Consider the following 15,855-nt stretch of genomic DNA (forward strand, 5'->3'; position numbering starts at 1 on the left):
GTTACCGAAATTTGAGGCTGAAAAAGATGACTAATTTCACAAAAAGGATACACCCATGAAGAAAGTTCTTGGCTTGGCAATTTTGGCTGCTTTTTTTGCTACCCCTGCTTTGGCTGGCGAAACTTTTGTTCGTAATGAGTGGACAAATAGCCATACCCAAACAAAAACTGATTTAAATCTTGATTCTAAAACCTATTCAACTCGGAATGAAAAATATGAGTCTTGGGCAGATAAGATTTACGTAGATGGTGATGTAGAAGTCAAATACACTTTGGGTGGTAAAGAAGTTGCATTTGATGATTTTACCGTTCACACTGCTGGTTCTTCTTTGTATGGTAACTACCATGAAAGTAATTACACCAAAGTCTATGGTACTATCCATAGCATTATGAATTCATACAGTAATGCCCACGAAACCACTGCTGGTGTTCGTTAATCTTCAGACTGTTTGATGTTAACTGAAATGATTTTGGGGTGGGTATTCCACCCTTTTTTCTATGAAATATTTAATATTTTTATCGATTGCACTGTCGGGATGGATTGCTTTTATCTATTCCCATAAAGATTTTTTTCTGAATCACTTTCCGATTTTGTACATGAACTCTATGTTCAAAATACCTCATCAAAATCCCCAAGGAAATATGCAGATTCAGCAAAAAGATTCTCGGTCTAATCAAATCAACCAAGATTTATATAATTCTATCTCTACAGGAATGACTTATGCTGAAGTTCGTGCGATTATTGGCTGGGATGGTGTTTTGATTTACCAAAATGAGATTAATTTTGCTGGTGGAAAGATTCGAGAGAAGATTTACCAGTGGAATAATTATGATATTTATTCAACAGATAATGAATCTCAAACAGTAGATGATCCTAACCCGTACTGGAGCATCACACTCCAATTTCAAAATGATATTCTTATTCATAAAGCATCCTTTAACCTCAACCCTTAGGCTTTAAGCTGTAATTTGGCTGTCTGAGATCCTGCATCTTTCTCAATAAAAGTAAGGTGGGCACTGTCCACAAAGTAAAAATCAGGATTTGAGGAAAGCTAGGCAGTGCCACCCTAAAAAAATTGCTTAGGCTTTAAGCTGTAATTTGGCTGTACTCAAAACCTGTTAACAATTGATGAAAAGTCGCTCTTTCCTAGTAATACTGGGATAGATATACTACTAAATTGAGCGAGATACCGTATAATATTCATTTGTGCAGGAGATCTATTATGGCTAGATTACAGCTAGAAGATGGCAAGTTATACACCGATCTCAAGGAAATCACCCAGGAACTTGCACCCTTACATATTCAACTCAATCGTTGGTCTGTAGGAGACAATCCTCAATTAAATCAGTTATTGGCGAAAGATAACCTTGATGAAGACGAAAAAGAACAAGTTCTAAAAGCTTTGGATGGCTACTTTGAGCAATTGAAACAAACTGCTGGCTACGAATCTCGTGATTTAATTGTCTTACATCCACAAACGCCCAATCTTGATGGGCTTTTAACAAAATTTGACAAAATTCATACTCATGCTGATGATGAAGTTCGCTACATCGTTGCCGGAGAAGCTATTTTTGGCTTCGTTCGTCCCGATGGTAGTCAAGTAGAGCTAACTGTGCAGCCAGAAGAGTATATTAACGTACCAGCCGGAACGGAGCATTGGTTTTATTTAACACCAGCACGCCGAGTTAAAGCAGTACGTTATTTCGCTGGTACAGAAGGGTGGGTTCCCGAATATACGGGTACACCCATTCGCATCCATCAGGTGGTAGCTTGAAAAAGTTGGGTTGCGGGAGAGGAAGTGAAGAGAATCGTTTTTTGTGACTTTGATGGCACGATTACTGTAAAAGAAACCTTTGTTGCAGTTCTCAAGCATTTTGCGCCGCAACTTTCTGCGCAGTTAATACCCCAAATGTACGCACGAGAATTAACGCTACGTGAGGGAGTGCGGCGAATTTTGGAATCAATTCCATCCTCTCGCTACCCTGAAGTTTTAGAGTTTACACGGTGTGAGACAATTCGTCCGGGATTTACAGAACTGCTGGATTTTCTAGAAGCACAGAAAGTGCCTTTAGTTGTAATTTCTGGCGGGCTGCGGGGGATGGTGGAAGTTGTTTTGGGTGAACTGATACCGCGAATTCATGCTCTCCATGCAGTCGATATAGATACTAGTGGTGAGTATTTTCAAGTAAACTCGGAATTTGAGGGTGAAACGGAGTTAGTCGCCAAAGTACAAGTGATGGAAAAGTACTTGGTTGATGAGAAAATTGCTATTGGCGATTCTCTTACCGACCTAAATATGGCATTAGAAACACCGATAGTGTTTGCCCGCGATCGCCTTGCCCAATACTTAGAAGAACACCAAAAACCCTACATTCCCTGGCAAGACTTTTTGGAAGTGCGTGACTACTTAGCAAAATTGTGGAATTTAGTCTCAAACGATGAATAGCTCAACCCTAACTGATGCCCGTCTAGAGTTAATCGCTGCTGCCCGTCACTTTTACCAACAAGGTTGGATGGTGGGAACTGCGGGCAATCTCTCGGTGCGTTTGCCTGATGGTAGCTTCTGGATTACAGCTAGTGGAAAGTCTAAAGGCGAATTAGCACCCAGTGATTTTGTTCGCATTTATCCAGACGGTAGGGTGGAAAAAGCTGCTGATAATTCCAAACCCTCTGCTGAAACTGCCATTCACCAAGCTATCTATAATCTTTTTCCTGAAGCTGCTAGCTGCTACCACATCCACTCGGTTGAGGCAAATTTGGTATCTCATTTTGCCCAAGCAGATGTTCTACCCCTGCCGCCACTAGAAATGCTGAAAGGATTGGGAGTTTGGGAAGAAAATCCAAATTGTGTAATGCCTGTATTCGCAAACCATTTACAGGTGAAGCGCATCGCCGATGAGATAAAAGAAAGATTCAGTGTCACTCCTCCACAAGTGCCAGCCCTACTTATCCGCAATCACGGTGTTACAGTTTGGGCACCTTCTCCCACAGAAGCTCGTAATTATATTGAGTTAGTTGAGTATATTTTTCGTTATATGGTTGCAGCCCATCGAGTAGGGATGAGATGAGAGAGGGGAGATGGGGAGACAAGGGGACAAAGAGACACGGGGAGCAATAGACAACCAACTATTAATTGTACAGACGCGATTAATCGCGTCTGTACCAAATGACTAATGACTAATGACTATTGACAAATGACCAATGACTAATGACTAACAAAATGACTATTCGCGTTGTTGCCCGTATTATTGCTCTACCGGATAAAGTGGAAGCACTCAAGGCTGTACTGCTGGAATTAATTGAACCTACACGGCAAGAAAACGGCTGTATAAAGTACGAATTATTACAAAATCAATTCGATCCTACAGACTTGACTTTTGTTGAGGAATGGTCTTCTAATGATGCTCTTGATGCTCATCTTGCATCAACCCATATTGAAAAGGCAGTAGCTCAACTAGATGGTTTAGTCGCTGCTGAACCAGATATTCGCCGCTATCATCTTTTAAAATAGTAAAATCCCCTAATAGTTGTGCCTCTAAATTCGCTTCCAGCATGACAATAGCAAGCCCCTCCAAGTTGGCTTTACTTGGAGGGGCAGTTTGAAGAAAGAGGGTGATCGGGGGCAGCAAATCTCTTAGTTTAGTTGACAACTGCATAACTCTTGGGAAACTTAGGATTCAACAAGAATGCCTAAACACTTTCAGTTGCTGCAACCCAGTCATACTCTGCCAGCAATTTTGGAATGATTTTCAGTTGTTACTCGCTCGTTTTCACTTAGCGATCGCACAAATTTTCATTTAGGCAGGAATGACTTGAACAATTAGTGAGCGTTTATCAAGCGACTGGACTTTACCCACTGAACTAAGATCGCTGACAATGCGATCTAACAGTTTTCCAGCAGCATCGCGATACTGATGCTCTCGACCTCGTAAACGAATGGAAAACTTAACTGAATCGCCTTTACTCAACCACTGGGTAGCTTGATTGATGCGTAAATTATAATCGGCCGCACCTACGTTTGGCCGGAACCGAACTTCTTTTACTGTAGGTCTAGAACTCTGACCCTGACGTTTTTTCTTTTGATACTGAAGCTTGCCGTAGTTGAGAATTTTCGCCACTGGTGCCTCTTTGCCTTCGGAGACTACAACTAAATCGAGATCTACGCTCTCGGCTAGCTGTAGAGCCTCACGGGTGTTGACTAGACCACGATTGTTATTCTCATGATCTATCAAGAAGACTTGAGGTGACTTGATCTGCGAGTTAATTAGTTGTTTTTGGACTACGATAGTTATTTCCTCTCAATTTTTCAATTGTTTGCTTTGCAATTAATGCTAAGGTAGCACAATCCTAACTATGAACATAGATGCGGACATAGTTAGGGTAAGTTATGTGTTAAAAATAATACTTCTTTGGGAAGTTTAAAGCCTGTAATCAGAACTAGGACGATGCCTGACTTGATATGCCCTTAATGCGGCTTGAGGAATTACAGTTCTTCTATTTCTTCTAAAAACAGGGATTTGACCTTTTTGCACAGCTACATACAAATCGCTCTGGCTCATGCCCAAACGTCTTGCTGCCTCTGCCAGTGAAACACCTTGCATCCGCATACGCTGTTGCCTTCCTTGCAATCGTAATTAGATTGCTATCTAAATTAAATTGTAACTAATTATTGAAAAATGTTAAAAATAATAAATAAATTTTGAACAAAAAAGACAAAATCAGCGATCGCATAAAATGAATGCAAAATCGGTGCAAACCAATGGAATCATTAACAAAGTAATAATTGCACCAGACAAGTTGACGCATTCTAAAGTATCTTAAGACCACAGACATTAGTCTAAAGTTCACAACCACAACTGCTATGTGTCAACTGCTGGGAATGAATTGCAATGTTCCGACGGATATTTGCTTTTCTTTTGAGGGCTTTTCGGCACGGGGAGGAAAAACTGACGATCATAGCGATGGTTGGGGCATTGCTTTTTTTGAGGGAAAAGGGTGTCGGATGTTTATAGATCCCAAATCCTCTGTCAGTTCTCCGATCGCAGATTTCGTGCGATGCTATCCCATCCACTCTACCCATGTAATCGCCCATATCCGCAAAGCCACCCAAGGTGAAATTGCTTTAGAAAATTGCCACCCCTTCCGCCGCGAACTGTGGGGACAGTATTGGGTGTTTGCCCACAACGGCGATTTACCGAATTTTTCTCCGGTTGGTATGCAGTTTTATCAAGCTGTAGGTAACACCGACAGTGAAAAAGCTTTCTGCTTGATGTTAGAAACTTTACGAGAACGCTTTCCCTTTGGTAAGCCTCCTTTAGAAGAGTTATATCCAGTATTACAAGAAGTTACTGATAAACTCGCTTCTACAGGTATTTTTAATTATTTACTAACCAATGGCGAACACTTTTTTGCTCATTGCTCAACTAAACTTTGCTACATTGTTCGGCAAGCACCGTTTGCTGCTGCTCATTTAATAGACGAAGACGTAACAGTAGATTTCCGAGAATTGACTACTCCTAGCGATCGCGTCGCCGTGATTGCTACTACTCCTCTCACCGACAACGAAGTGTGGACACCGATCGCACCAGGGGAATTACTGGTTTTTCAAGACGGTTTGCCCATAACTAAAGAATTAAGCTGATATTAACTCCACCTTTGCAAACAATTAAAGTCTCAATGGTAGCTTCATCTCGGCAAAGTAACAGTTAACACCTTGACATTGGCAGAGATGCGATTACCCTGCTTGTGTTGTCTGTTGCTCTGCTTTTATTCACCTGTTAGCCAGGGAGAAAGTATGATGGACTACCAGAATTTTCAGCGGTTTCTAAACAGCCGAATCAAGCGGCGTAACTTCATCATTGGAACAGGGGCATTAACTGGTTTGGCGATCGCCAGCCAAATTCCTCATCCCAGAGCGATCGCCAAAGCAAGATTTTCTGATTATCCTTTTAAACTTGGTGTAGCATCGGGTGAGCCTTATCCAAACAGTGTAGTCATTTGGACTCGTTTAGCTCCCGATCCTGTAAATGGGGGTGGAATGCCTCTTGTGAATGTACCAATTCGCTGGGAAGTCGCAACCGACTCCAACATGAGGCAGATTGTAGCTAGAGGTACCGAGATTGCCACTCCAGAATTAGCTCACTCAGTTCGAGTTGTGGTTGAGGGACTCCAGCCGGAACGTTGGTATTGGTATCGATTCATCTCAGGTAAAGAAGCTAGTCCGATTGGTCGCACTCGTACAGCACCTTCACCAGGTAACTATGTAAATAAATTTACCTTCGCACTCGCTTCCTGCCAGCATTACGAGCAGGGATACTACACTGCCTACAAATACATGGCTCAAGAAAATCTGGATTTGGTAGTGCATGTAGGTGACTACATTTATGAAGGGCCAATTGTACAAGGACGTGTCAGACAACACAATGGCCCTGAAATTAAAACTTTAGAAGATTATCGCAATCGCCACGCCCTCTACAAAACCGATCCCAACCTGCAAGCTGCCCATGCTGCTTTCCCCTGGATTGTGACTTGGGACGATCACGAGGTGGAAAACAACTATGCTAACGCCATCTCTCAGCTCGACGATGACGATCAAGATCCTAACGAATTTCTAGCTCGTCGAGCAGTAGCTTATCAGGCATACTACGAACATATGCCGCTACGTCCATTCTCCCGACCACAGGGGCCAAATATGCAGCTTTTCCGGCGGCTTTCCTTTGGTAACTTGGCAACATTCCACGTCTTAGATACCCGACAGTACCGTACCGATCAGCCTTGTGAAGATGGAGTCAAGGAACGGTGTGCAGGAACTTTCGATCCGAATGCAACGATTACTGGCAAAGCACAAGAAGATTGGTTACTCGAAGGTTTAAATACTTCACAGACTCAATGGAACATTTTGGCTCAACAGGTTCCCATTGCTCAAAGAGATATGACACCAGGAGAAGGCGCAACTTTCAGTATGGATAAATGGGATGGATATCTAGCTTCCCGTAACCGACTGATGAGCTTTCTAGAACAGCGCAAACCATCCAATCCAGTTTCCTTGGCTGGTGATGTACATTCCCACTGGGCAATGGATCTTAAGGCTGACTTCGATCAGCCAGATTCTACAACTGTCGGAAGTGAATTCGTTTGTACATCGATCAGTTCTGGTGGAAACGGAGCCGATACAAACCCTACCGTAGCAGCCTATCTCCCAGATAACCCACATATTAAGTTTTATAACGGTCAACGGGGGTATGTTCGTTGCTTGCTAACTCCTATAAACTGGCAAGCAGACTTTCTGGTGATGTCAAATGTGACAACTGAGTCTGGCACCATCAGTAAACGTGCTTCATTTATCGTTGAAAATGGTCGTCCAGGGGTACAGCAAGTCTAGTTATTTGTTTATTGGCGGGTTTTTTTCTCATTACCATGCTCTGCATGGTAATGAAAACTCTGAGGCTCTGTCTCCAATCATCAAGCAGAGCCTCAATCAATGTTTTCCCAGGCTGGAGCCTGGGAAAGAGAAAAAACGGGATTACCCTACTCACTCCAGCTTAAGCTTCGGTAGGTTGGTTAGGTTGACTCAAACTAGAACGTCCATTCAACGAGAGCATGACGCGTGAGATGCCAGTAAACAGAACGCTAGCACCAACTAGTGTCCCAATTAGCCAACGCGCATTGAAGGGCCACTGGAACCAAATCATTGCACCTAAAAGCAGGGTTATAATACCATCACCCAAAACCCATGTCCAGTTTTGTTGTGGACGCAACCGAAATGCCAAGATTAACTCAAATATGCCTTCAGTTAGCAAAAAGCTACCCAATAATAGAGTCAGCGTCAGGACACCTGTTAAAGGGTAAACAAACAGCATCACACCAGTACCAATATATAATCCGCTTAACAAGAGCTTCCAAATAAAGCCGCCGCGATCGCGAGTTTGAAACGCATAGATGAGTTTGCTAACTCCGGCGCTAGCTAAAATCGCAGCAATCCAAGTTTCAGCAAAAATTGTGGAGACAGCTGGTGCAGCGATCGCAGCAATTCCCAGAACAATCAAAATAACACCAATTAAGAGCGAGTTGTTAAAACTCTTGTCAATTTCACCAGAAACATTGGTTGTCATATAAATTTTTCCCTTAGTATCGTGAACTCTACGATTAGGCTAGGGAATTTTTCAGGAACTTTTTAGAACCCTAAGGTAGATTGGGGAGTAGGGATTAGTCATTAGTCATTAGTTAGTGGTTAGTAGTTAGTAGATAGTAGGGGCGGGTTTATCAAGATAAATTATCAGTTTGAATAGCAAGATTATCAGCAAAACCCGCCCGTACAGTTATTAGTAGTTATTCTGCCCCTCTGCCCCCTGCCCTTGGTGCTTTCTTGTCTCCTTGTCCCGCCCCTCTTCCTAGTACCCAATCCCCGATCCCCAATCACTTTTTATAAAGACTTCTATATTCCCAAGGTTTAACAAACTTGGCATCACTCCAAACTCCTCGCTGTTGTTGCTTGGCTTGTGCTTCAGCTTGTTGAATTATGTCTCGACTCGGACATTTATTTAAATATGGACGATAAACCAGCGCTAATCCTTCACGCACCAATACTTCTTGAACAAACGTGCCATTCGGCAAGCGTACTTCAGCAACTTTGCGTCCGTAGCGATCGCTATCTGTTACTGTTAACTTGACGCGATCGCCTGCTTGTTGTACCAATTGCTGTAACCGTTCTTGCGCTTTTGCACCCCAGGCAAATTGGTTGCGATCGCTTGCTGTTTTACTTTCCCTTTCTTTTTTGGAATGTGGTATTTCTGGTGCATCCACACAAGCAAAGCGCACATTGAACTCATTGCCTTGAGAATCTTTCACTTTGAGGGTATCACCATCACTCACTCGCTCTACTACATCGCCGGAGGGGAAAAGCTGGGTAAAGAGGCGATCGCATCCTATTAAACCCAAAATTATGATTGCAGTACAAAGCCAAATTAAAGCCTGTTTGGTCAGTTTCACAACATCAACACATCCAATTCTCTGTTGATTGATAATACCAAAATGAACAGAAGCCAGAATCACCGCATCATAAGGGAATTGAAGAAGAATCCAGAAGCCAGGAGCCAGAATCCAGAATAAATTCTTTATTCTGACTACTGAATTCTTTTTGATAAAGACAAACTAATAGGGACGTAGCCACGCTACGTCCCTGTACTTTTTGTATCCTTTTTTGACATACTTAGTGTTTGCGATTCGCTTCCTCCAAAAATGACAGAACTTACTTAATCTCTAAAACTAGGGAAAATATTCAATCTTCATAACTAGTTACTTGTTTCACTGCTGTATTCTCCCCTTCTTGAGGGCGACTTAACAAGTAAACACAGCCTACTAATAAACTACCCAAAAGCATAGATCCACCCATGGAACTGCTAGTATCTTCAGTTTGAATGTTTTCACTAGAACTACTCATGCTTTTTTCAGAACTAGCTTGCGCAGAAGTCATAGAAAAAAACAAGGTGCCACTAGTAACAGCAGCAGACATCATTAAAACTAGAAATCGATTCTGCTTCATATTTCTACTAGTTAGGATTCAAAATTTTTAGTTAATAAAAAATTGTCAAAAAAATCCCCTTATTTACAATATAAACCTTGAGAAGGAAGCTACGCAATAGCAAATGAGCTATTTAAGCATTGAAAAAATAAAAGATTACTATAAAAAAAGGCATCTCACTTTCCAAAAATGAGGGCAAATCTCTGATGAACTTCTTGACTTACGTCTTGCATTTGATGGGTTCAGGCGCTGTTGCATATTACTCTGCCGCTCAGATCCGCGATTTCAAAACCCGTCCTAACATCCTAGCAGGGTTTCAACTCGCAGAATCTGGTTCTGTACCTTTTCTGACTAAACTCAGTGAACGAGCCGCAGCAGAAGGTGATACATGGTTGGCAGAAAAACTATCAAAACACGCAGCAGACGAAACCAGACACGGCCAAATTTTTGCTCATGCTTTAAAACAGTTGCAAAAACAAGTTATTGATTTTAAAAGTTTGCCAAAAGACACTGAAGAAAAGAAATCACAGGAACGACGCAGTCCTTTTTTTGCAGCATATTTTGAGGATTTCACTCCAGAACAATTAAAACCAGATGTAATGGACTGGAATGTATTTATGGGTAGTACCTACATTCTAGAGTTGGATGCTAGTAAGGATTTTACGCGCATGGCGAATGTTTTGCCTGAGGACGATCCAAAAACTCGCAATTTAAAGTTGGGTATGTTAAGTATTGCTAAAGATGAAACTGGTCATGCTGCTTATTTGTACGAAGCGATGATGCGGCGAATGTCAACAGATGAGGTGCAAAAACTAGTAAATCATTGGCGTACCCGTAAGGTAAACGCTATGTTGGCATTTGCTAGTAACCTGTTGCAGGGTAAAGGACAAACCCGTTCTTTAGTTCAGGATAGTGCGCCATCAGAAAATGATTCGGAATTAATTGCTGCGTAAGTAATACAAAAAATAAGGTAAAAGGTAATTATTTTCGCTACCTTTTACCTCTTGTCTGTTCTCTTGTTCTCTTTGTTTAGCTCCTCTAATTCTGAGGTTGCGAACTCTGGAAAGGTTGTTGCTGTTTTTCTGTTGGTTGTACTTGCTCAAATAAAGCAGGTGGCGTAGCTTGGCGAAAAGCTCCACAGTAATACATTGTCATCACCGCTTTAAAAGCCCAATGGTTAGATGGCACGTCACTAAAAGGATTGGGTAAAGTTTCAGCTTGGTTTTGAATGCAAGCGTTGAGAACTGAATTCGATTTTGCTGGAACTTTATTGCTAGGTTCTTGTGCGTCTACAGGAACAGCTAAACTGCTAGCAGCCATTACTATGACGCTAGCCAGAATTTTGATGTTCATAAGTTTTAAAAAGTTATCTGTTCTCCACCTCTAGTTTAGTGTTCTAGAGATGTTAGCGCCCTCTATTATCTATATCAGGCAAAGTCACAGAAACTATACGTAAGCAAACATCGCAACTAAAGTTAACATCACAGCTAACCCAATCATCCAAAGTATTAATGCTCCCCAACTAACAGAATCTTGTTGAATTTTTTGCCATAAATTATTAGTTTCTGAATTATTGCTGCGAATTGCCATATTTATCCCCTCCGATTATTTTTGCGCTTCACCAGACACGCAATTTAACCAATTAATCCGAGACAAAGAAAGATAGTATGATTCTGTTTGCTATCTTCTCAAGACTAACTAATTGAGATTGAAAGAAACATCTAATACTTTTTCTCCAAAAATTTGCACCCTATTATCTTCCTTTAACCGATAAAGTTGGTGTTAAGGGAATTGATAATATCTTGAATTGATTAGGAGAATAAGTATGAATTCAGTGCCAACTAATACTTATGTTTGTTAAGCGTTCCCTTACTAAAAAATTACCAACAGTTTTTTATGATGGTAGGATAGTAAATTTTATTTTCCCACAAAGAAACGAAAAGAGCGATCGCACTCTTAAAATTGTGAAGATTCTTAATTTATTTGTTGTCAGTTTCCTCCGATATAAAGCGCGATCGCTAAAGTAAAAGTAAGAACTTGTCATCTTCTGAGGAGGAGATGCAATATGGCTCAAGCTTTACATACCAATACTCAGACTAAACATTACATCCGTGTAGCTCAAGTTAGTGATGTAAAAGTTTCTGGTTTTTTGGTTGTTTATGCTGAAGGACAAGCGATCGCTCTCTTCAATCAGGGTGACAAAATTTACGCTATTGATAACCGTTGCCCTCACATGGGTTTTCCTTTACATCGAGGCACGGTCAAAGATTGTATTTTAACTTGTCACTGGCACCATGCCCGTTTTGACTTGGCTAGCGGTGGTACTTTTGATGCTTGGGCTGATGATGTACGTGCTTTCCCAACAGAAATCCGCGATGGGCAGGTGTGGGTAGATCTTGCACCCCATGCAGATCCGGTTGTTCATCAGCGTCAGCGCCTGCAAGATGGTTTAGAGCAGGGTATTTCCTTGGTAATAGCTAAGTCTGTTATTGCCCTATTAGATGCAGGTGTTGAACCCACCGAACCATTCCGCATCGGGCTTGATTTTGGAGTGCGTTACCGTCAAGCAGGCTGGGGAGCAGGTTTAACAATGCACACTTGTATGATAAACCTCCTACCGTACCTCGATCCAGAAGACAGGCCCCGCGCCCTTTATCATGGACTTGCAGCTGTGGCACGTGATTGTGCAGGGCAACCACCACGCTTCGGTGTTCAGCCACTACCTACTTCTACACCAGATATAGACACGCTGCAAAGATGGTTCCGTCAGTTTATTGAAGTGCGAGATGCAGAAGGCGCAGAACGGTGTTTAGTTTCGGCGGTACGTGGAGGTGCCAGTCAAAGGCAAATAGCAGAGATGTTGTTTACTACTGCAACAGATCATCGTTATATTGATGTCGGTCATGTTGTCGATTTTACAAATAAAGCATTGGAAGCTCTCGATGCTACCCATTGGCAGAATGCAGAATCAGTACTGACGAGCTTAGTGTCTGAGTATGCCAGCGCCGAACGTATGGAAGAGGCTAATTCTTGGCGTTATCCAGTGGATTTGGTAGCTATTTTGCAGCGTGCTTTTGCACAGTTACCAGCAGCTTTGGAATCGGGACAAATTAAGCGGGGAAATTGGTCTGGTCGTGAAGAACTGGTAAAAGTACTATTGGGTGAAGATGCCCAAGCGATCGCAGATTCTCTGGTTGAAGCACTGCGAGCAGGTTGCAGCGAAGAAGAACTAGCAGGTGCTGTAGTGTATGCGGCAGTATTGCGAATTGCTCACTTCCACACAAACAACGATTTTGGTGATTGGGATACAGCTCATCATACTTTTACCTTTGCCAATGCTATGCATCAAGGATTGCGGCGAGTACCTTCCCAGGCATTATTGCGGGGCGTATTCGACGCGGCGATGAGCACATATCTAAATCGGTTTTTAAATGTACCGCCAGCACGTTTGCCTGAACCAAATCAAATTGTAGAGAATCCGGAACAGTTGCTACACCAACTCCCAGAATTACTGGATCGGCAGCAACAAGTCAATGAAGCAGGCTCTTTAGTTGCTCGTTACCTTTACAGTGGTGGTAACCCCGATCGCCTTTTAGCCTTACTTGGCAAATTACTATTACGGGAAGACCGTAGCTTCCATGTTATTCAAGAAATAGAAGCGGCTTTTCGTCAGTATAGTTTGCTCGGCACTACAGAGGCAGGAATTCATATCTTAATTGCGGCAGCACGGTACTTGGCTGCTCATGCACCAACCATGCGATCGCAAGCACAAACTTATCAAATGGCTGAACGGTTACATAGAGGCGATCGTGTATTTGAAGAAGCCTAAAATTATGTTTATGGAGAGTAACAATAAAGATTTTAGGAGCGTTAATGTGTACCTAATTTTTTTAACTACTAGGAGAAATGGGAATTTGTTTATATTAAGTAATAAGAAAAAATATTAAATATTAATGCAAAATTAAAATTTAGATTGAATTTATTGGTATTAAATTCACATGAATAATTTCAGATGCATTAACCTATTTTAAGGAGAAAATAAGTTGTTGACATCGACTTTACTAGCCGCTGCAACCACACCCCTGCAATGGAACCCAACGGTTGGGGTAATTATGATTCTCTGCAATATCCTTGCCATTGCTTTTGGTAAATCAACCATTAAATATCCCAACTCAGAGCCTGCTTTGCCCTCATCTCAGTTTTTTGGTGGTTTTGGTTTACCAGCACTATTAGCTACTACCGCCTTTGGTCATATTTTAGGAGCAGGTGTCATTTTAGGGCTGCACAATCTAGGAAGGTTCTAGATTTATTCCATGCATGGCTTTAGTTTGATGCTAATGAAGGCTTTTGTCTCCAGTTATAAGCCAGAGAAATAATTCTCTGGCTTTTTTGTAGCTATTAAAATAAAACTCAATCGATAAACGTCAGTTTGCTAGACTCGCATAGGAGCTAAACCACGCATTTGACGTATAGCATTGAGACAAACAGGGCAATCACAGCCAAACATGGCTATAGCAGCATCACTCTCTTCTTCAGAAAAATTTAGTTCTTTAATATCACCGGAATCGTTATTCTGTTGTACCTTTACCTCTGGTTTAGATGTTATGGCATTGGTTCTGGTTACCTGTGCACATCCAAAACGAGAGGATACTGAGTGGGAATTTCTGACGCAGGAAAGGCGAGCTTCCGACGAATTCACTGTTTGATTTGCCCGTGCTGGATGAGCGATCATGAGCATAGACAGCATGGACGCAAAGAGCACAGGGCTGGAAAGTAAAGTGAGGGCAAATTTCTTGTTCATCTGTACTCCAGGAAGTTTTTGATTAACGAAGGTAAGGTGACCATATTCTCACATCAGTTAGTTGATGTTCAGTAAATTGTATACAAAGTTGTCTGAAGACATAACCCAAGTATTGCTGAAAAAGCAGGCGCGACTATTATCTTTGTTTTTGCATCTAGTTTATGCAGCGCACCCTTTCGCTAAAATTAACTAAAAAAAGGCAGAGGGCAGATGGCAGAAGGGATTCTGTGTAAGCAGTTCATGAAGGCTACTTGGAGTTTCAGCTGAACTTTGAACGATCACACAACCAACTTCAGCTAGATCAAACCAAGTTTAATTCATTGACTAACTCTACAATAGCCAAGTTCCTTGATCAGGCAAAGGAATAAGCAACTTAAAAAAGGGAACAGGGTTGGGGAAAACAGTGTTTGTAATTAATTCAGTCTAATAGGGACTAGAGACTAGAGGCTAGGGGCTAGGAAGAGGAGGGGGAGAGGGGACAGGGAACAGGGGACAGTAAACAGTGAAAAAATTGATAACTGGTAACTGATAACTGATAACTGATCCCCAATCCCTGAGTACATATTGCACTGTTTTTGGTAAGGAGCAAAGTTCTAGAACACCAAATTCTCCTACAATGCGCTTGTTGGGTACAAAAGTATTTCTTGGCTTATGGCAAATCAAAATCTGATTCCAGTGATTGTCAATGGTGCTGCGGGTAAAATGGGACGTGAGGTAATCAAAGCTGTGGCACAAGCACCAGATTTGAGTCTGATGGGTGCTATTGATACCAGCCCAGAACATCAAGGTAAAGATGCGGGAGAGGTGGCAGGTTTAAGTGAACCTTTAGAGGTGCCTATTACCAATCAATTGGAACCAATGCTGGGATATGTGGCTGGTGAGAGGCATATGCAACCAGGAGTAATGGTAGATTTTACCCATCCTGATTCTGTGTATGATAATATTCGCAGCGCGATCGCCTATGGTATCCGCCCAGTTGTTGGTACAACAGGATTAAGTCCTGAACAAATTCAAGATTTGGCAGATTTTGCCGATAAAGCCAGTACTGGCTGCCTAATTATTCCCAATTTCTCTATTGGCATGGTTTTGCTCCAACAAGCAGCAATAGCCGCATCTCAATACTTTGACCACGTAGAGATCATAGAATTGCATCACAACCAAAAAGCTGATGCTCCTAGCGGTACTGCCATTCAAACAGCTCAGATGTTGGCTGAGATGGGTAAAACATTTAATCAGCCAATTGTCAAAGAAACAGAAAAATTACCAGGAGCAAGAGGTAGTGTGGCAGACGAAGGAATTAGAATCCATAGCGTGCGTTTACCAGGATTAATTGCCCATCAGGAAGTTATTTTCGGTGCGCTTGGTCAAATTTATACTTTACGACATGATACGAGCGATCGCACTGCCTATATGCCAGGAGTACTACTAGCAATTCGCAAAGTTCTTCAGCTAAAGTCGTTAGTATATGGTTTAGAAAAGATACTCTAAATTTTCAATCCACAATCACGCCACGTGCTACAACGGGGGAAAACCA

At 41.9% G+C, this 15,855-nt stretch carries 21 protein-coding genes; 13 read left to right on the forward strand and 8 right to left on the reverse strand.

Going from position 1 to position 15,855, the window contains the following annotated elements:
• Positions 1–55 precede the first annotated feature (55 nt).
• From UYC_RS0106660 to UYC_RS0106685, 6 genes are all read left to right on the forward strand, one after another.
• On the forward strand, positions 56–436 hold the full coding sequence (locus tag UYC_RS0106660) for a hypothetical protein (protein ID WP_016873939.1): 381 nt from the start codon (positions 56–58) through the stop codon (positions 434–436).
• 61 nt (positions 437–497) lie between these two features.
• Complete coding sequence (locus UYC_RS0106665; RefSeq protein ID WP_016873938.1) at positions 498–953, forward strand: hypothetical protein; 456 nt, start codon at positions 498–500, stop codon at positions 951–953.
• Between the two features lie 269 nt (positions 954–1,222).
• Positions 1,223–1,774 (forward strand): 1,2-dihydroxy-3-keto-5-methylthiopentene dioxygenase, encoded by a 552-nt coding sequence (locus tag UYC_RS0106670; RefSeq protein ID WP_016873937.1) that lies wholly within the window; start codon positions 1,223–1,225, stop codon positions 1,772–1,774.
• Positions 1,775–1,798: 24 nt separating this feature from the next.
• On the forward strand, positions 1,799–2,446 hold the full coding sequence (locus UYC_RS0106675) for an HAD-IB family phosphatase (protein ID WP_016873936.1): 648 nt from the start codon (positions 1,799–1,801) through the stop codon (positions 2,444–2,446).
• The gene (gene mtnB, locus UYC_RS0106680; RefSeq protein ID WP_016873935.1) at positions 2,439–3,068 is read left to right on the forward strand and encodes a methylthioribulose 1-phosphate dehydratase; all 630 of its coding nucleotides are present in this window, start codon (positions 2,439–2,441) and stop codon (positions 3,066–3,068) included. Before UYC_RS0106675 ends, mtnB begins: the two co-directional genes overlap by 8 nt.
• A gap of 140 nt (positions 3,069–3,208) precedes the next feature.
• Positions 3,209–3,511, forward strand: a complete 303-nt coding sequence (locus UYC_RS0106685; RefSeq protein WP_016873934.1) for a putative quinol monooxygenase — start codon at positions 3,209–3,211, stop codon at positions 3,509–3,511.
• Positions 3,512–3,797: 286 nt separating this feature from the next.
• Here the strand turns inward: UYC_RS0106685 and infC are convergent, their stop codons facing one another.
• Both infC and UYC_RS0106695 read right to left on the reverse strand, forming a co-directional pair.
• Complete coding sequence (gene infC / locus UYC_RS0106690; RefSeq protein ID WP_081588136.1) at positions 3,798–4,292, reverse strand: translation initiation factor IF-3; 495 nt, start codon at positions 4,290–4,292, stop codon at positions 3,798–3,800.
• Between the two features lie 126 nt (positions 4,293–4,418).
• Positions 4,419–4,628 (reverse strand): helix-turn-helix domain-containing protein, encoded by a 210-nt coding sequence (locus UYC_RS0106695; RefSeq protein ID WP_039751029.1) that lies wholly within the window; start codon positions 4,626–4,628, stop codon positions 4,419–4,421.
• A 233-nt stretch (positions 4,629–4,861) separates the two neighbouring features.
• On the opposite strand from UYC_RS0106695, the gene UYC_RS0106700 reads away from it, so the two are divergent.
• Both UYC_RS0106700 and UYC_RS0106705 read left to right on the forward strand, forming a co-directional pair.
• A complete protein-coding gene (locus UYC_RS0106700; RefSeq protein ID WP_026087403.1) occupies positions 4,862–5,641 on the forward strand; it encodes a class II glutamine amidotransferase in 780 nt (259 codons plus the stop codon).
• 156 nt (positions 5,642–5,797) lie between these two features.
• Complete coding sequence (locus UYC_RS0106705) at positions 5,798–7,381, forward strand: alkaline phosphatase D family protein (protein ID WP_016873931.1); 1,584 nt, start codon at positions 5,798–5,800, stop codon at positions 7,379–7,381.
• Positions 7,382–7,541: 160 nt separating this feature from the next.
• Here the strand turns inward: UYC_RS0106705 and UYC_RS0106710 are convergent, their stop codons facing one another.
• The 3 genes from UYC_RS0106710 to UYC_RS0106720 all read right to left on the reverse strand — a co-directional run bounded on the left by UYC_RS0106710 (position 7,542) and on the right by UYC_RS0106720 (position 9,541).
• Entirely contained in the window at positions 7,542–8,111 is a 570-nt protein-coding gene (locus UYC_RS0106710; RefSeq protein ID WP_016873930.1) for an HdeD family acid-resistance protein, read from the reverse strand.
• A 304-nt stretch (positions 8,112–8,415) separates the two neighbouring features.
• Positions 8,416–9,045 carry a thermonuclease family protein gene (locus UYC_RS0106715; protein ID WP_392436158.1) on the reverse strand — a complete coding sequence of 210 codons (630 nt, stop codon included), beginning with the start codon at positions 9,043–9,045 and terminating at the stop codon, positions 8,416–8,418.
• A 232-nt stretch (positions 9,046–9,277) separates the two neighbouring features.
• A complete protein-coding gene (locus tag UYC_RS0106720) occupies positions 9,278–9,541 on the reverse strand; it encodes a hypothetical protein (RefSeq protein ID WP_235082915.1) in 264 nt (87 codons plus the stop codon).
• A gap of 185 nt (positions 9,542–9,726) precedes the next feature.
• Between UYC_RS0106720 and UYC_RS0106725 the strand changes: the two genes are divergently transcribed.
• Positions 9,727–10,473, forward strand: coding sequence for a ferritin-like domain-containing protein (locus UYC_RS0106725; RefSeq protein ID WP_016873927.1), 747 nt, complete (start codon positions 9,727–9,729; stop codon positions 10,471–10,473).
• Between the two features lie 85 nt (positions 10,474–10,558).
• On the opposite strand, the gene UYC_RS0106730 is transcribed toward UYC_RS0106725, so the two are convergent.
• Positions 10,559–10,873, reverse strand: a complete 315-nt coding sequence (locus UYC_RS0106730; RefSeq protein WP_016873926.1) for a hypothetical protein — start codon at positions 10,871–10,873, stop codon at positions 10,559–10,561.
• Between the two features lie 93 nt (positions 10,874–10,966).
• Positions 10,967–11,110, reverse strand: a complete 144-nt coding sequence (locus UYC_RS38815) for a hypothetical protein (RefSeq protein ID WP_016873925.1) — start codon at positions 11,108–11,110, stop codon at positions 10,967–10,969.
• A 260-nt stretch (positions 11,111–11,370) separates the two neighbouring features.
• Here UYC_RS38815 and UYC_RS37595 point away from each other — a divergent pair, with 260 nt between their 5' ends.
• The 3 genes from UYC_RS37595 (at position 11,371) to psaK (ending at position 13,824) form a co-directional block, all read left to right on the forward strand.
• Positions 11,371–11,547, forward strand: coding sequence for a hypothetical protein (locus UYC_RS37595; RefSeq protein ID WP_157171221.1), 177 nt, complete (start codon positions 11,371–11,373; stop codon positions 11,545–11,547).
• A gap of 38 nt (positions 11,548–11,585) precedes the next feature.
• On the forward strand, positions 11,586–13,349 hold the full coding sequence (locus tag UYC_RS0106740) for a Rieske (2Fe-2S) protein (protein WP_016873924.1): 1,764 nt from the start codon (positions 11,586–11,588) through the stop codon (positions 13,347–13,349).
• A gap of 214 nt (positions 13,350–13,563) precedes the next feature.
• Complete coding sequence (gene psaK, locus UYC_RS0106745; protein ID WP_016873923.1) at positions 13,564–13,824, forward strand: photosystem I reaction center subunit PsaK; 261 nt, start codon at positions 13,564–13,566, stop codon at positions 13,822–13,824.
• 128 nt (positions 13,825–13,952) lie between these two features.
• On the opposite strand, the gene UYC_RS0106750 is transcribed toward psaK, so the two are convergent.
• The gene (locus UYC_RS0106750; RefSeq protein WP_016873922.1) at positions 13,953–14,321 is read right to left on the reverse strand and encodes a hypothetical protein; all 369 of its coding nucleotides are present in this window, start codon (positions 14,319–14,321) and stop codon (positions 13,953–13,955) included.
• Positions 14,322–14,972: 651 nt separating this feature from the next.
• On the opposite strand from UYC_RS0106750, the gene dapB reads away from it, so the two are divergent.
• Positions 14,973–15,809, forward strand: coding sequence for a 4-hydroxy-tetrahydrodipicolinate reductase (gene dapB / locus UYC_RS0106755; RefSeq protein WP_016873921.1), 837 nt, complete (start codon positions 14,973–14,975; stop codon positions 15,807–15,809).
• The last annotated feature ends 46 nt before the right edge of the window (positions 15,810–15,855 follow it).

This window comes from Chlorogloeopsis fritschii PCC 6912 (assembly GCF_000317285.1).
Classification (GTDB): Bacteria; Cyanobacteriota; Cyanobacteriia; order Cyanobacteriales; family Nostocaceae; genus Chlorogloeopsis; species Chlorogloeopsis fritschii.

Coding starts and splice junctions, on each gene's coding strand:
- UYC_RS0106660 (WP_016873939.1), top strand. CDS start 56: ATGAAGAAAGTTCTTGGCTTGGCAATTTTGGCTGCTTTTTTTGCTACC.
- UYC_RS0106665 (WP_016873938.1), top strand. CDS start 498: ATGAAATATTTAATATTTTTATCGATTGCACTGTCGGGATGGATTGCT.
- UYC_RS0106670 (WP_016873937.1), top strand. CDS start 1,223: ATGGCTAGATTACAGCTAGAAGATGGCAAGTTATACACCGATCTCAAG.
- mtnB (WP_016873935.1), top strand. CDS start 2,439: ATGAATAGCTCAACCCTAACTGATGCCCGTCTAGAGTTAATCGCTGCT.
- UYC_RS0106685 (WP_016873934.1), top strand. CDS start 3,209: ATGACTAACAAAATGACTATTCGCGTTGTTGCCCGTATTATTGCTCTA.
- UYC_RS0106700 (WP_026087403.1), top strand. CDS start 4,862: ATGTGTCAACTGCTGGGAATGAATTGCAATGTTCCGACGGATATTTGC.
- UYC_RS0106705 (WP_016873931.1), top strand. CDS start 5,798: ATGGACTACCAGAATTTTCAGCGGTTTCTAAACAGCCGAATCAAGCGG.
- UYC_RS0106710 (WP_016873930.1), bottom strand. CDS start 8,111: ATGACAACCAATGTTTCTGGTGAAATTGACAAGAGTTTTAACAACTCG.
- UYC_RS0106720 (WP_235082915.1), bottom strand. CDS start 9,541: ATGAAGCAGAATCGATTTCTAGTTTTAATGATGTCTGCTGCTGTTACT.
- UYC_RS0106725 (WP_016873927.1), top strand. CDS start 9,727: ATGAACTTCTTGACTTACGTCTTGCATTTGATGGGTTCAGGCGCTGTT.
- UYC_RS0106730 (WP_016873926.1), bottom strand. CDS start 10,873: ATGAACATCAAAATTCTGGCTAGCGTCATAGTAATGGCTGCTAGCAGT.
- UYC_RS38815 (WP_016873925.1), bottom strand. CDS start 11,110: ATGGCAATTCGCAGCAATAATTCAGAAACTAATAATTTATGGCAAAAA.
- UYC_RS37595 (WP_157171221.1), top strand. CDS start 11,371: ATGTTTGTTAAGCGTTCCCTTACTAAAAAATTACCAACAGTTTTTTAT.
- UYC_RS0106740 (WP_016873924.1), top strand. CDS start 11,586: ATGGCTCAAGCTTTACATACCAATACTCAGACTAAACATTACATCCGT.
- UYC_RS0106750 (WP_016873922.1), bottom strand. CDS start 14,321: ATGAACAAGAAATTTGCCCTCACTTTACTTTCCAGCCCTGTGCTCTTT.
- dapB (WP_016873921.1), top strand. CDS start 14,973: ATGGCAAATCAAAATCTGATTCCAGTGATTGTCAATGGTGCTGCGGGT.